The 13,245-nt window shown below is 39.4% G+C and carries 16 protein-coding genes; 14 read left to right on the forward strand and 2 right to left on the reverse strand.

Annotated features, from left to right (window positions below):
* Positions 1-22: 22 nt before the first annotated feature.
* Both VEHSUH06_RS03930 and VEHSUH06_RS03935 read right to left on the reverse strand, forming a co-directional pair.
* A complete protein-coding gene (locus VEHSUH06_RS03930; RefSeq protein ID WP_105081050.1) occupies positions 23-571 on the reverse strand; it encodes a gamma carbonic anhydrase family protein in 549 nt (182 codons plus the stop codon).
* 20 nt (positions 572-591) lie between these two features.
* On the reverse strand, positions 592-1,545 hold the full coding sequence (locus VEHSUH06_RS03935; RefSeq protein WP_105097851.1) for a nitronate monooxygenase: 954 nt from the start codon (positions 1,543-1,545) through the stop codon (positions 592-594).
* Positions 1,546-2,102: 557 nt separating this feature from the next.
* Here VEHSUH06_RS03935 and VEHSUH06_RS03940 point away from each other — a divergent pair.
* The 14 genes from VEHSUH06_RS03940 to VEHSUH06_RS04005 all read left to right on the forward strand — a co-directional run bounded on the left by VEHSUH06_RS03940 (position 2,103) and on the right by VEHSUH06_RS04005 (position 13,202).
* Positions 2,103-2,237 carry a rubredoxin gene (locus tag VEHSUH06_RS03940; RefSeq protein WP_009372088.1) on the forward strand — a complete coding sequence of 45 codons (135 nt, stop codon included), beginning with the start codon at positions 2,103-2,105 and terminating at the stop codon, positions 2,235-2,237.
* Positions 2,238-2,338: 101 nt separating this feature from the next.
* The gene (locus tag VEHSUH06_RS03945) at positions 2,339-2,851 is read left to right on the forward strand and encodes a DUF177 domain-containing protein (RefSeq protein ID WP_009350905.1); all 513 of its coding nucleotides are present in this window, start codon (positions 2,339-2,341) and stop codon (positions 2,849-2,851) included.
* A gap of 25 nt (positions 2,852-2,876) precedes the next feature.
* On the forward strand, positions 2,877-3,053 hold the full coding sequence (gene rpmF, locus VEHSUH06_RS03950) for a 50S ribosomal protein L32 (protein ID WP_004693428.1): 177 nt from the start codon (positions 2,877-2,879) through the stop codon (positions 3,051-3,053).
* A gap of 341 nt (positions 3,054-3,394) precedes the next feature.
* The gene (gene fapR / locus VEHSUH06_RS03955; RefSeq protein WP_105081052.1) at positions 3,395-3,955 is read left to right on the forward strand and encodes a transcription factor FapR; all 561 of its coding nucleotides are present in this window, start codon (positions 3,395-3,397) and stop codon (positions 3,953-3,955) included.
* Between the two features lie 3 nt (positions 3,956-3,958).
* Positions 3,959-4,987 carry a phosphate acyltransferase PlsX gene (gene plsX / locus VEHSUH06_RS03960; RefSeq protein WP_105097852.1) on the forward strand — a complete coding sequence of 343 codons (1,029 nt, stop codon included), beginning with the start codon at positions 3,959-3,961 and terminating at the stop codon, positions 4,985-4,987.
* Positions 4,971-5,966: a beta-ketoacyl-ACP synthase III gene (locus VEHSUH06_RS03965; protein WP_105097853.1), complete on the forward strand. Its 996-nt coding sequence runs from the start codon at positions 4,971-4,973 to the stop codon at positions 5,964-5,966. The genes plsX and VEHSUH06_RS03965 overlap by 17 nt, the downstream gene beginning before the upstream one ends.
* A 15-nt stretch (positions 5,967-5,981) precedes the next feature.
* The gene (gene fabK / locus VEHSUH06_RS03970) at positions 5,982-6,926 is read left to right on the forward strand and encodes an enoyl-[acyl-carrier-protein] reductase FabK (protein ID WP_054747290.1); all 945 of its coding nucleotides are present in this window, start codon (positions 5,982-5,984) and stop codon (positions 6,924-6,926) included.
* A gap of 10 nt (positions 6,927-6,936) precedes the next feature.
* Complete coding sequence (fabD, locus tag VEHSUH06_RS03975) at positions 6,937-7,878, forward strand: ACP S-malonyltransferase (RefSeq protein ID WP_105081055.1); 942 nt, start codon at positions 6,937-6,939, stop codon at positions 7,876-7,878.
* A 1-nt stretch (position 7,879) separates the two neighbouring features.
* Entirely contained in the window at positions 7,880-8,623 is a 744-nt protein-coding gene (fabG, locus tag VEHSUH06_RS03980; RefSeq protein ID WP_009372107.1) for a 3-oxoacyl-[acyl-carrier-protein] reductase, read from the forward strand.
* A gap of 51 nt (positions 8,624-8,674) precedes the next feature.
* Positions 8,675-8,905, forward strand: coding sequence for an acyl carrier protein (locus VEHSUH06_RS03985; RefSeq protein WP_004693441.1), 231 nt, complete (start codon positions 8,675-8,677; stop codon positions 8,903-8,905).
* Between the two features lie 77 nt (positions 8,906-8,982).
* A complete protein-coding gene (locus VEHSUH06_RS03990; protein WP_009372047.1) occupies positions 8,983-9,939 on the forward strand; it encodes a nitronate monooxygenase family protein in 957 nt (318 codons plus the stop codon).
* Between the two features lie 36 nt (positions 9,940-9,975).
* A complete protein-coding gene (gene fabF / locus VEHSUH06_RS03995) occupies positions 9,976-11,220 on the forward strand; it encodes a beta-ketoacyl-ACP synthase II (RefSeq protein ID WP_105097854.1) in 1,245 nt (414 codons plus the stop codon).
* Positions 11,220-11,960, forward strand: coding sequence for a ribonuclease III (rnc, locus tag VEHSUH06_RS04000; RefSeq protein ID WP_105097855.1), 741 nt, complete (start codon positions 11,220-11,222; stop codon positions 11,958-11,960). The genes fabF and rnc overlap by 1 nt, the downstream gene beginning before the upstream one ends.
* A 150-nt stretch (positions 11,961-12,110) precedes the next feature.
* Positions 12,111-13,202 (forward strand): elongator complex protein 3, encoded by a 1,092-nt coding sequence (locus tag VEHSUH06_RS04005; protein WP_105097856.1) that lies wholly within the window; start codon positions 12,111-12,113, stop codon positions 13,200-13,202.
* The last annotated feature ends 43 nt before the right edge of the window (positions 13,203-13,245 follow it).

Genomic DNA, 13,245 nt, shown 5'->3' on the forward strand with positions numbered 1-13,245 from the left:
GCATATTTTATTGTATATGTGATTATACGATTTTGGCGTTTTTATCGTACTCTTCGCCACCTGCATCAGGAAGCATACCGTATTCTACAGTCCACAAGTGTTTATATTTTAACGCTTGATTATGAATGCGTTCAATTTGAGTTTCGTCTGTACGAACAACACGAGCTGGAATGCCAACAACTAAGGAGTTAGGAGGGATTACAGTATTTTCTTTTAATACAGCACCAGCGGCGATGATGGAGCCAGAACCAATATGGCAACCACTTAATACGATGGCACCCATACCAACTAATACATTATCTTCAATTGTGCTAGCATGTACGATTGCACCATGACCAATTGTAACGTAATCACCTAGGACACAGGCCTTATCATCATCTACGTGCAAAACAGAGTTGTCTTGTACATTAGAGTAACGACCTACAATAATTTTGTTTACGTCTCCTCGAAGTGCGCAATTTTGCCAGATAGATGCGTATTCTTTTAATTCCACATCACCAGCAAGTTCTGCACCAGGCATGACACAACTTTTAGGATCTAATTTAGGATATTTTCCGTGAAATGGTAACATGAGTACTCCTATTATATTAATTAAACGATTTCAATAAGGCGTTGAGCTTTACGAATAGACATAATAGCTTCATTCATTACAGATTGAACGATAGTATGAGCTGGCTCAATAGTTGTAAGACGGTTTAAACCTTGGCCTACTTGCACAGCACCATTTAAAACATCGCCATCAATAGCGGCACGTTTGTTAGTACCTTGAGACATTTTAGTACGTTCCTCCGGCGTAGTAACACCATCAGTTTCAGCAGCTAGATAACGCGTAGTGAATTCATTTTTCAAGCTACGTACGCCACCGTGACCAGAGAGAAGACCTGTTACAACAGAGTCTGTATCTGTGGCGTTGATGATTGCTTCCTTCATATTTGGATGTGCTTGGCATTCTTCGGCTAACAAGAAACGAGAGCCCATTTGCACGCCATCTGCACCCATCAATAATGCAGCTGCAAGGCCACGACCATCTACGATGGAACCAGCCACAACAACAGGGATAGAAATTTCAGGTAAAATATTTTCCATTAAAGACATTGTGGTTTGACTGCCGATATGACCGCCAGCTTCCATACCTTCAACTATCATTGCATCGGCACCAGCATCTTGGATGCGTTTTGCAAGTTTCAAAGATGGAACAACAGGAATAACTTTGATGCCTGCATCTTGGAATGGTTTAATATATGGAACAGGGTTACCTGCTCCAAGTGTGACAAAAGCTGGCTTTTCTTCAATGATAATATCTACTAATTCATCTTTATTTGGAGCCATTAACATAAGGTTAACACCGAAAGGTTTATCTGTTAATTCTTTACAAGCACGAATTTCATTGCGAGTCCACTCTGCGTCGCGGCCACCAAGGGCAATTACACCTGTAGCGCCAGCGTTTGCAACAGCAGCGACTAATTTGTGTTCAGATACCCAAGCCATAGCGCCTTGAATAATAGGGTATTCGATTTGTAAAAGTTGAGTTAAAGCTGTTCTCATACATCCTCCTATGATAACAATGTAATAAACGATTTCTTTATTAAGCTTTAGATAATGTGTTTAATTCTTATATAAGAATTAGAGCTTTAATAAAGTAAAAGTATGTATAAGTATATACTTATATACTAATGTGATTAGGTGTATTTATTAGAAGCTATATAATGCTAAAATAATTTTATATAGGCATATAAGCTCTTCTTTATATAATAGTATAATATATAAATTATGTATACCTTAGATAGATTGATTGCCGTTGTTAATTAAATAAATAAGCTGTTACTTTTACTATTGAAATAGTATGGCCTTAAACGTTAAAGAATACGAAAGAATATTAATGTTATATTTGAAAAACTTTAATTGATAATACATTTCAAGTCTTGTAAGTAGGATAAATCCGCATAGTATATATGATTTTTAAATATTAGAAAAATTGAGAAAATAAGAAAATGAGTATTGAAAAGTTTCGATATCTTTGGTATACTAAATTACAGATAAAGTATCTAATTTAATTAAAGATAAAATGTAAACAAAATTTTCAAGTGAAGGAGGAAATACACATGGAAAAATACGTATGCGTAGTATGTGGTTGGGTTTATGACGAAGCTGTTGAAGGCGTAAAATTCGAAGATCAACCAGCTGATTATGTTTGCCCACTTTGCGGTGTTGGTAAAGACCAATTCGAAAAAATGTAATTGACTTTCCAAAAAGGCTATCTTGAGTCCACTTAAGATAGTCTTTTTTATTTGACAAAGCACCATGTCATGTTTATAATATTATGAGTCGAGGTAAGATTATGAAACTGCAAGTAGAGCAAGCAAAAGAACATATAGGAAAGAAATTTCCTTATAGCTATACGATACCAACCTCTGAGCTTGGTGACGTAACTGCTTTTCCTTGGAGCCGTCATGATATAACCATTAATGGTGAGTTTTGGTTTGATGGTCAAAATTACATCGTTCAAGGTTCGATAGAGTCTAAAGGTGATTACGATTGTTCTCGTTGTTTAAATACAACAGAGCATAATCGTAAGGATTCCTTCGAGGAAATCTTTAGTGAACGTCGAGATGCTGCGGATGATGTGACTCCTTTCGATGGAGAGGAAATTGACTTAACCGAACTAATTAGGGATACATTAATCATCAATGAGCCCTCTCAAGTGTTATGTCAGGATGATTGCAAAGGATTGTGCGTTCATTGCGGAGCAAATTTAAATGTTTCACCTTGTTCTTGTGAATCCTTTGTGGTGGATCCTCGATTTGCAGAGTTACGTGCTTTGCTTGATGAGAAAGATGATAGATTGTCCTAATGATTGTACTAAGGAGGTGCAGATAATGGCAGTACCTAAGCGTAGATTGTCTAAATGCCGTCGCGATCGCCGTCGTGCTAATTGGAAATTAGAAGCTCCTGGTTATGTAGCATGCCCACAATGCCACGAACCTAAGATGCCTCATCGTGTTTGCCCTACATGTGGTCACTATAAAGGTGAGCAAGTAGTAGCTAATGCTTAATATGTGAGCGGATGAAAAGACGCCTACTTCGGTAGGTGTCTTTTTTTTACACTTTTTTATTTTATATTTTTATATAGTTATAGTTTTTAGTTATATACTTATAACTTTATATGCCACTTAATTAGTAGTAAGTGTCACTATTTTATAGTAAGATTAATCTATAAAGTAGTGGCATTTTTTATACTTATATAAACTAAAAGATACTTAAATATAAAATTATAACTATATTTTGTATATGTCATCAAAATCTGTTACTATATGTATGAAAAGCCTTGCCAATAGGGGAATTATTGTATATACTTAGGATGTAATATTAATACTAGGTCATAAAAGGTGGTCCCATGAGTCGGTTAAAGAAGCAAGAGCGCCAAAAGCAGTTACAAGAAAAACTGAATATTACGCCATTTCTTACTGATGAAGAATTGGCAACGCACTTTGGTGTAAGTGTGCCAACAATTCGTCTCGATCGACTAGAGTTGGGGATTCCTGAATTGCGTGAACGCATTCGCGTCATGGCTACAGGTCAATCACATGAAGCGGTAGAACATATACCGTATGAAGTGGTTGGGGAGCTAATCGATGTCACCGAAGGGCAACAAGCATTATCTATGCTACGCACTACGGCTGATATGGAAGATCGTTTCGGACATGTAGAGCCGCAGTATTTATATGCTCAAGCAAATTCCCTCGCAAAAGTAGTCATGGGGACTACTGTTTGTTCTGCGGAAGTTGGAAATATAAAATACAAGAACCCAGTAGGAGCTGGTACAAATTTGGTGGCAAAAGCAGAAATTGTTCGCCGCCGAGGTAATAAGTTCTTTATTTGGGTCATCATAAGAGATAAAATAAAAGAAGTATTTCGCGCAAAATTTATTATGGAATCCGTAGAGAATAGGGTGTAAATTATGAAAATTGCAATAGACGCCATGGGTGGCGACTTTGCTCCATTGGAGCCTGTACTAGGGTCCATTGAAGCCGTACGAGCAAATGAACACATTGAAGTGGTGCTCGTCGGCGATGAGCAGCAAATTTTTAACATATTAGAAGCTAGGAATGAAGCTAAGAATCCACGTATTTCTGTACATCATGCCAGTGAAGTAATCGGTATGGATGAACATCCAGGTCAAGCATTGCGCAAGAAAAAAGATGCATCTATTGTAGTGGCTACAGCGCTAGTTCGCGATAATCATTGTGATGCCGTAATTGCTCCTGGTAGCACCGGTGCTGCTGTTGCAGCTGCCCTGTTTGGTCTTGGTCGCATTAAGGGTGTAGATCGTCCTGTTATTGCAACACCAATGCCTACAGTAAGTGGTATTACTGTTATGCTAGATTCAGGTGCAAATTCAAACTGTAAACCTAAACATCTTGTACAAGGTGCATTGATGGGTTCTGAATATGCTAAGCTTTTAATAGGTAAAGAGAATCCTACTGTAGGATTACTAAACATCGGCGAAGAAGCCACAAAAGGGAATGATGTCGTTCTAGCCACGTATCCAATCTTGGAACGTATGAAGATTATCAACTTTAAAGGCAATATTGAAGGTCGTGATATTCCAAAAGGGACTGTTGATGTTGTTGTATGTGATGGCTTTGTAGGTAATGTAGTATTGAAATTTGCGGAAGGCTTGGTAACAGGCCTAACACAATTAGTAAAGGATAGCATTATGGCGGGCAGTATTTTTGCCAAGATTGGTGCTATGTTAGTAAAGCCAGCTTTGAAAAAAATGGCAAAACGCTTAGATCACACTGAAAATGGTGGTGCTCCACTCTTAGGTGTTAATGGTTTATTTATGATTTCTCATGGCAGCTCTAAGGCCAAAGAGATTAAGAGTGCTATCGAAATTGCCGATGATCTAGTAGAGCGTAAAATTATTCAACACATTCGTGATACGATGGAAATTGAAGGAGCCTTAAAGTATGACTATGATGAATAAACCTGTAGGGATCATTGGTACTGGGAGCTTCCTTCCTGACAATGTAGTAACAAACTTTGATCTTGAAAAAATGGTTGATACCAACGACCAATGGATTAGAGAACGTACTGGTATTGAAGAACGACGCATTGCACCGGAAGGTATGAACACATCCTATATGGCAACAGAGGCAGCCAAGAAAGCATTGCAAATGGCTAAGGTCAATGCAGAAGACATCGATATGATTATCTTTGCTACCTTAACACCAGATATGATTATTCCTTCTGCAGCTTGTATTTTACAAGCGAACTTAGGAGCTAAAAACGCAGCAGCCCACGATTTACAAGCGGCATGTTCTGGCTTTGTATATGGATTGATTACTGCAGCTAGTTATATTAGTTCTGGCATTTATAAGAAGGTACTCGTTGTAGGGGCAGAAATTCTTTCCCGTCGAGTAAACTGGAATGATCGTGGCACATGTATCCTCTTCGGTGATGGTGCAGGTGCTGCAGTAGTATCTGAAGTACCTGAAGGTTACGGTATTAAAGGTATTGATATGGGCGCCGACGGCACTGGTGGACCAGCACTTTGTATTCCAGCAGGTGGTACTGCTGTAGTTGCTAATGATCAACGGGTAGAAGAAGGCTTGACATTCATTCACATGGATGGCCCTGAAGTATATAAATTTGCTGTTAAAACGATGGGGCGTACTGTTTTAAAATCTTTAGAATGTGCTGGTATGGAGCTGAATGAATTAGATTACTTCATCCCTCATCAAGCAAATATTCGGATTATTGATTCGGCAGCGAAACGATTACATCTGCCGATGGAAAAGGTTTTTGTCAATTTACATAAGTATGGTAATACATCTGCCGCGTCTGTAGCGATTGCTCTTGATGAAGCAAATCGTGAAGGACATTTCAAACGTGGAGATAATATTGCGTTTGCAGGATTTGGTGCGGGTCTAACATGGGCAAGCCTAGTCTTGAAATGGTATTAAGGAGGACACATCAAGATGATTAAGACTGACATTTGTGATTTATTGCGGATTGAGTATCCAATCTTACAAGGTGGTATGGCTTGGCTCGGTACTGCAGAATTAGCGGCAGCCGTATCTGAAGCAGGTGGCCTTGGCCTCATTGGTGCTGGTCACATGCCTCCTGATATTTTCCGTAACGAAATCCATAAATTAAAAGAGCGTACTAATAAGCCTTTCGGTTGTAACATTATGCTCATGTCTCCATTCGTAAAAGAAGTTATGGAAGTAGTTGTGGAAGAACGCGTTCCTGTTATCACCACAGGTGCAGGTAACCCTGGCGTATATATTCCAGCTTTGAAAGAAATTGGCACTAAAGTTATTCCTGTTGTAGCATCCGTATTATTAGCAAAACGCTTATTGCGTGGTGGTATCGATGCGATTATTGCAGAAGGTACAGAGTCTGGTGGTCACGTAGGTGACATTACAACTATGGCATTAATCCCACAAGTAGTTGACGCTGTAGATGTACCAGTAATTGCTGCTGGTGGTATTGCTGATGGTCGTGGTATGGCTGCGGCATTTGCATTAGGTGCTAAAGCAGTACAAATGGGTACACGCTTCGTATTATCTGAAGAGTGTATCGCTCATGAAAATTATAAAAATGCTGTATTGAAAGCAAAAGATCGTGCTACAGTTATGACTGGTTTAACAACAGGTCACCCTGTACGTATTATCGATAATTCTTTAGCTCATAAATACAAAAACCTTGAATTTAGTGGTGGTTCTAAAGAAGAACTAGAAGCATTAGGTGCAGGTACACTTCGTAAAGCTGCTATTGATGGAGATGTAAAAGAAGGTTCTGTAATGATCGGTCAAATTTCTGGTATGTTAACAGATATTAAACCATGTGCAACTATCATTAAAGATATTATGACTGAAACTGAAACTGTAATTAAGAATCTTCAAGGTCTGAATAAATAAGGAGGCCCTCATGAAAACGGCATTTGTTTTTCCTGGTCAAGGTTCCCAAAAAGTAGGCATGTTACAAGATTTGTACAATGAGTATCCTATTGTGAAGCAACGTTTTGAAGAAGCAGACGAAGCACTTGGTTATTCTATTACTAAATTATGTTTCGAAGGTCCTGATACAGAGCTCGTTAAAACAGCAAATACACAACCAGCTATTTTGACTGCATCCGTAGCTTGTTATGAAGTTCTTAAAGAGCAAGGCTTCACACCTGATATCGTAGGTGGTCATAGCCTTGGCGAATATAGTGCTCTAGTAGCAGCTGGCGTATTAAACTTTAAAGATGCTGTATATGTAGTTCATAAACGTGGTCAATACATGCAAGAAGCAGTGCCATTGGGCAAAGGCGCTATGGCTGCAATCTTGGCATTACCTCGTGAGCAAGTTGTAGAAATTTGTGAAGAAGTAAGTGCATCTGTTGGCTCTGTACAAGCAGTTAACTTTAACTGCCCAGGTCAAATCGTTATTGCCGGTGAAACTGCAGCGGTGGAAGCAGCAGCTGAAAAAATGAAAGAAGCAGGTGCAAAACGTGCAGTTATGCTTCCTGTAAGTGCTCCATTCCACAGCCGTTTGATGGAACCAGCGGCCCTTCGTTTAAAAGAAGAGTTGGATAAAATCCAAGTAAACGATGCTCAAATTCCTGTAGTAGCAAACGTAACAGGTAAAATCTTAACTAATGCAAATGACATTAAAGAATCCTTAGTTACTCAAGCAGCTAACCCTGTATTATGGGAAGACTGCGTAGCTGAAATGGTAAACTTTGGTGTAACTAGCTTCGTTGAAGTAGGCCCTGGCAAAGTGCTTACAGGATTTACTAAGAAGATCAACAAAGATATGGAATTAGCCAATGTTGAAGACATTGCATCCTTAGAGAAAACGCTTGAATTTTTGAAAGGGGTTCGATAAAATGCATTTAGAGGGTAAAGTAGCCATTGTAACTGGCGCATCCCGTGGCATTGGTCGCGCTGTAGCTATTCATTTAGCACAATCTGGTGCTGATGTTGTAGTTAACTATAGCGGTAGCGAAGGTGCAGCTCAAGAAACTGTAGAAGCTGTACAAGCGTTAGGCCGTAAAGCCATTAAAATTAAAGCCAATGTAGCTAATGCTGATGAAGTTGCTGCTATGGTTGAAGAAGCTCATAAAGAGTTTGGTCACATTGACATTCTCGTAAATAATGCGGGTATTACGCGTGATGGTTTGTTAATGCGTATGAAAGATGAAGATTTTGATGCTGTTATCGATATCAACCTTAAAGGTGTATACTTGGTAACTAAAGCAGTATCTAAAATCATGATGAAACAACGTTCTGGTCATATTATCAACATGACATCTGTTGTAGGTGTTATGGGTAATGCTGGTCAAACTAACTACGCTGCTTCTAAAGCTGGCGTAATTGGTTTCACTAAATCTTGTGCTAAAGAATTGGCTAGCCGTGGCATTACAGTTAATGCTATTGCACCAGGCTTTATCAACACAGATATGACTGATGTATTACCAGAAAAAGTTAAAGAAGCTATGGTTACTGAAATTCCATTGGGCCGCATGGCTGATGCTGAAGAAGTGGCAACTGTAGTAACATTCCTTGCTAGTGATTTTGCTAATTATATTACCGGCCAAGTCATCAATGTAGATGGCGGCATGGTAATGTAGTTGTAAAATTAGACTATATATAAATACACTTTGAAAGGAGGTGAACCACCAATGAACACTTTCGATAAAGTAAAAGCAATCGTTGTGGAACAATTAGGCGTTGATGAAGCTGAAGTTACCATTGATTCTACATTCATCGACGACTTAGGCGCTGACTCCTTAGATATCGTTGAATTAATCATGGCATTCGAAGAAGAATTCAATGTTGAAATCCCTGACGACGTTGCAGAAAAAATTAAAACCGTTAAGGATACAGTAGAATATATTGATTCTGCTAAATAAGCTGTAAAGCTGACAATTCAGCCGAACGGGAGGCCGAGTGGCCTCCCCACCGGTTTTATTTACAGGAGGATTTGATAGTGAAGCTCCCTGAACTTCGCATTGGGAATCTAGTGGCCAAAGTACCTATCATTCAAGGTGGTATGGCGATTAGATTGTCTACAGCTCGCTTGGCAGCAGCCGTTGCAAATGAAGGTGGTATCGGCCTTATTGCGGCATCCGGTTTGCCTTTTGATGAATTACGATACGAAATACAATTAGCTAGAAAATTATCACCTACGGGTATTATTGGTATAAATGCGATGGTTGCAGCAACTCAATTTGCTGGTTTAGTAAAAACGGCCATCGAAGAGGGCATTGATCTTGTAGTAGCAGGTGCTGGTTTTTCAAGAGATATGTTCGCTATGGGCAAAGAGTCTGGTACTCCAATTGTACCAATCGTTTCGTCCGCAAAATTAGCTCGCATTTCTGAAGGTTTAGGTGCGGCAGCAGTAATCGTAGAAGGCTGTGAAGCTGGTGGTCACTTGGGTACGGATCGTTCCGCTCGAGATATCGTTCCAGAAGTTGTAGCAGCTGTTAAAAACATTCCAGTAATTGGTGCTGGTGGTGTTCTCGATGGCCGTGATATCGTAGAAATGTTGAAATTAGGTGCTAGTGGTGTTCAAATGGGTAGCCGTTTTGCGGCTTCTGACGAATGTAATGCATCTGATGAATTGAAAAAAATGTATGTACGGGCTACAAACCCTGAGGACATTGTATTAATTCAAAGTCCTGTAGGTTTGCCTGGTCAAGCAATTAAAAACAAATTTGCTGAATCTGTATTAGACGGTACTGTAGCACCTCCTACGGTGTGTGATAACTGTTTAAAACATTGTTCCCATAAATTCTGTATCATCCGCGCTCTTTCTCGTGCACAACAAGGTGATGTGGAAACTGGTTTGGTGTTCTCTGGCAATAATATGAGAAAAGTCGATAAGATTATGCCAGTTAAAGATATCTTTGCTCAATTAAAACAGCAAGTAGCAGAGATAGATTAATTTAAAAGGGCTGTATAGCTATAAGAGGTGGAATAATTGGAAAAACGTGTAGTAATTACTGGCTTAGGGGCAGTGACTCCTGTAGGTATCGGTAAAGAGAACTTCTACAATGCGTTATTGGCAGGTCAATCTGGTATTGGGCCGATTACACGCTTTGACGCATCTGAGTATGCAACACGCATTGCAGGCGAAGTAAAAGATTTTGATATTACAAACTATGGCGTAGACAAAAAAGAAGCTCGTCGTATGGATCGTTCTGTAGAATTGGCTATCGGTGCTGCTGTTCTTGCTTGTGAAGATGCTGATTTTGATTTGGACAAAGCAAATTTAGACCGTTGTGGTACTGTAGTTGGTACTGGTATCGGCGGTATTGACTCTATCCATGAAGTATATGAAACATTATTCGAAAAAGGTCCTGGCCGTGTAAGTCCATTTGCAGTACCTATGATGATTGCAAACATGACATCTGCACGCGTATCCATTCGCCTTGGTCTTAAAGGCCCTGTTATTACAGACGTAACAGCTTGTACTTCTGGTACAAATGCTATTGGCGATGCATTCCGTATCATTCAACGTGGTGATGCTGATGTAATGTTCGCTGGTGGTACTGAAGCTGCTGTATCCCCAGCTGCTGTAGCTGGTTTCGCAGCTATGAAAGCTATGTCTACACGCAATGATGAACCAACAAAAGCATCCCGTCCATTTGACCGCGATCGCGATGGTTTCGTAATGGGTGAAGGCGCAGGTATCGTAGTTCTTGAAGAATTAGAACATGCTCAAGCTCGTGGTGCTCATATCTACGCTGAAGTAGTAGGTTACGGTACTAATGGTGATGCTTACCACATCACTGCACCAGCTCCGGGTGGTGTTCAAGCTCGTAAATGTATGGAATTAGCAATTAAAGATGCAGGTATCGACCCTAAAGACGTTAACTACATCAATGCTCATGGTACATCTACTGGCCTTAATGACCAAAATGAAACATTAGCTATTAAAGAATTGTTCGGCGATCATGCTAAAAACATCGCTGTTAACTCTACAAAATCCATGACAGGTCACTTGTTAGGTGCTGCTGGTGCTATCGAAACTATCGTTATGGCGATGGCTATCGAAACTGGTAAAGTTCACCCTACAATTAACTGTGACAATCCTGATGAAGGTTTGGATCTAGACTATGTTCGTGAAGGCGCACGTGACCTAGAAGTTAAATGTGCACTTTCCAACTCTTTCGGTTTTGGTGGTCATAACGGTACACTTTGCATTCGCCGTTATGAAGCTTAATGGTTACTATCGAAGCGCATAAGAGTAAGATGACACAAGCTCGTGAAGAATCCCTTCATGAGCTTGTTGCTCGTTTAGACATACCTGTGTCAGATATATCCATTATAGATTGTGCTTTTACACATACATCTTATGCGAATGAACATAAATCAAGGCATATCCATCACAATCAACGATTAGAGTTTTTAGGTGATGCTGTACTGGATCTCATTATTGGTGAGTATTTATTTAAAAACTATCCAGATATGGCTGAAGGTAATTTAACGAAGATTAAGGCTGCTACAGTATGTGAGGACTCTCTAGCATCCGTGAGTCGTTCTTTACAATTGGGGCAATATTTATTGCTCGGTCATGGTGAACGTGCTTCTGGTGGTAATGATCGTAACTCCATACTAGCTGATACCTTTGAGTCCCTCATTGGTGCTATTTATATTTCTACAGATTATCAAACGGCAATGACCTTCGTTTTAAAACATCTAACGATTTATATTATGCAAGCCTTAGAAGGTAAGCGGGGCAAAGATTATAAGACATTATTACAAGAATATGTGCAACGAGATGGTGATAAACATATCGTTTATCGTTTGCTCAGTGAAAGTGGTCCCGACCATGCTAAGAGCTTCCATATGGTGGTAGAAATCAATGGTGTTACTTACGAGGCAGGCTCTGGTAAAAGTAAAAAAATTGCAGAACAACATGCGGCTCAATTGACTTTAGAAAAGTTGATGGCTGACAAATAGAAAAGCGCCTAATGGCGCTTTTTTCTGTATAATAGTATATGAGCAATAATCTATATAACAATATGTAAGTAATATTCTATATAGTAATATATGAGTAATGCTCTATATAATAACATATGAGTAATATTCTTATAAGAAGGGGAGGTGTCTATGAAACCATTTGGTATGATTCCTTTTTTTATACCCCATGTAGGTTGTCCCTATGTGTGTACCTTTTGTAATCAGTCTCGTATTACAGGCCAATCTGGTATTAGTCACCTAACACCGGATTATATTAAAGAAACGATTACAGAGTATGTGGGAAATAAACGAAACGATAAGTTTTGGGAAGTCGCCTTTTATGGTGGATCGTTTACAGCTATCCATACAGATTTACAACATCAATTATTAGCTCCTGCTTCTGAGATGCTTAGGCGAGGTATAATTGACGGTATACGTTGTTCTACACGGCCTGATGCTGTAGGTGACAAAGCAATTACCTTATTACAGTCCTACGGGGTAAAAACAGTAGAACTTGGTGTGCAGTCCATGAATGATGGTATTTTAGTCGATGCTAAGCGTGGTCACACCGCACAAGAGGTAGTAGAGGCTGTTGCGCGATTGAAACTGCGCGGTATGACTGTAGGTGTTCAGCTTTTACCAGGACTAAAAGGTGAAACTTGGGAATCAATTCTAGAAACAGCTATTGCTGTAGTTAAACTAAAACCAGATTTTGTACGAATTTATCCTGTTCTTGTTATAGAAAATACGGAGCTAGCAGATCAATATAGAGCTGGTGAATACGAGCCATTGAGTACCGAGCAAGCTATCACATATTGTGCATTTTTAAAGGACTGGTTTGAACGGCATAACATTGAAGTTATACGTACAGGATTACAAAGCACGGAAGAGCTAGACTCTGGAAATAGTTTGGTGGCAGGTCCTTATGAGCCCGCTATGGGTGAGCTCGTCGTAAATGAACAGTATAAACAACGCATAGAACGCTGTATTAATGAACATATAGAATCCTTTATTGATAAGGAGCTTTCACAGTGGAATATATGGGGACAAGTAAATACTTTTATAGCTCTAAATATAAGTGTTTTCTATCCTCGTAGTTTAACATCCAAGGTACGAGGCCTTAAAAATAGGAATATGTTATACTTTCAAGAAAAATATCCTCATATAAACATTAATTGGTATGAAGATAGTACGAGAAATACTGTTCGCTGCTGTATTGATGGCCTACAATATGTGTTATAATAAAAGATATGATTATTTGGGGTTGTTAGTAGAAAGGAGGCAG

This window comes from Veillonella sp. S13053-19, assembly GCF_002959835.1.
GTDB lineage: Bacteria > Bacillota > Negativicutes > Veillonellales > Veillonellaceae > Veillonella > Veillonella rogosae.

Bases quoted from the DNA above. Each gene is read 5' to 3' on its own strand.
- VEHSUH06_RS03930 (WP_105081050.1), bottom strand. From the start codon at position 571: ATGTTACCATTTCACGGAAAATATCCTAAATTAGATCCTAAAAGTTGT.
- VEHSUH06_RS03935 (WP_105097851.1), bottom strand. From the start codon at position 1,545: ATGAGAACAGCTTTAACTCAACTTTTACAAATCGAATACCCTATTATT.
- VEHSUH06_RS03940 (WP_009372088.1), top strand. From the start codon at position 2,103: ATGGAAAAATACGTATGCGTAGTATGTGGTTGGGTTTATGACGAAGCT.
- VEHSUH06_RS03945 (WP_009350905.1), top strand. From the start codon at position 2,339: ATGAAACTGCAAGTAGAGCAAGCAAAAGAACATATAGGAAAGAAATTT.
- rpmF (WP_004693428.1), top strand. From the start codon at position 2,877: ATGGCAGTACCTAAGCGTAGATTGTCTAAATGCCGTCGCGATCGCCGT.
- fapR (WP_105081052.1), top strand. From the start codon at position 3,395: ATGAGTCGGTTAAAGAAGCAAGAGCGCCAAAAGCAGTTACAAGAAAAA.
- plsX (WP_105097852.1), top strand. From the start codon at position 3,959: ATGAAAATTGCAATAGACGCCATGGGTGGCGACTTTGCTCCATTGGAG.
- VEHSUH06_RS03965 (WP_105097853.1), top strand. From the start codon at position 4,971: ATGACTATGATGAATAAACCTGTAGGGATCATTGGTACTGGGAGCTTC.
- fabK (WP_054747290.1), top strand. From the start codon at position 5,982: ATGATTAAGACTGACATTTGTGATTTATTGCGGATTGAGTATCCAATC.
- fabD (WP_105081055.1), top strand. From the start codon at position 6,937: ATGAAAACGGCATTTGTTTTTCCTGGTCAAGGTTCCCAAAAAGTAGGC.
- fabG (WP_009372107.1), top strand. From the start codon at position 7,880: ATGCATTTAGAGGGTAAAGTAGCCATTGTAACTGGCGCATCCCGTGGC.
- VEHSUH06_RS03985 (WP_004693441.1), top strand. From the start codon at position 8,675: ATGAACACTTTCGATAAAGTAAAAGCAATCGTTGTGGAACAATTAGGC.
- rnc (WP_105097855.1), top strand. From the start codon at position 11,220: ATGGTTACTATCGAAGCGCATAAGAGTAAGATGACACAAGCTCGTGAA.
- VEHSUH06_RS04005 (WP_105097856.1), top strand. From the start codon at position 12,111: ATGAAACCATTTGGTATGATTCCTTTTTTTATACCCCATGTAGGTTGT.